The organism is Streptacidiphilus monticola, from assembly GCF_042658505.1.
Classification (GTDB): domain Bacteria; phylum Actinomycetota; class Actinomycetes; order Streptomycetales; family Streptomycetaceae; genus Streptacidiphilus; species Streptacidiphilus monticola.
Genome location: NZ_JBHSQJ010000187.1, coordinates 1 through 520 on the forward strand (window position 1 = coordinate 1; position 520 = coordinate 520).

Consider the following 520-nt stretch of genomic DNA (forward strand, 5'->3'; position numbering starts at 1 on the left):
CTTTTTTCTCTTCCATTGACTCTCCTGGTCACATAATAAGGAATAGCGGCATGCTCAGTACTGAAGATATAAAAGCCTGCCGGTCCGCTGGCAGTTTCTGGAAAGCAGGTGAGTACTGAGCGGCCATCTGAACCAGTTCGGACGAGTTAATCAGGAACCTGTCTGTATGCAGAGAGATATCCGCAAGAACAGCCAGCACCATAACATGATGCTCCTGGGGTAAATTCTCTTCATTCAGAATGTCTATAAATTTCTCAATCGTGATATATTGATTCATCTTTGCTTTTCCTTGCATTTATAACTTTCTCCAGGACTGAGAAAAACAAATAACATACAGACATGGCAAACCCAGCCATAAGAATAAAGACCACACTTTCGACATAATCACTTCCCGACGTCCCTTTGACTGCATCCCAGGAGAAATAAATCACCGGAGAAATAATGATTATTGTTAGCGTTAATCTCAGGACAAAATCAATAACAGGCTTTTTGTGAAAACTCATTTTCATGATTATCGGTC

General features: G+C 41.0%; 1 protein-coding gene. It reads right to left on the reverse strand.

Features of this window, described 5'->3' with window-relative positions:
- Positions 1-254 precede the first annotated feature (254 nt).
- The coding region (locus ACFP3V_RS31240; protein WP_380591036.1) for a conjugal transfer protein TrbE at positions 255-520 on the reverse strand (266 nt) is incomplete at its 5' end.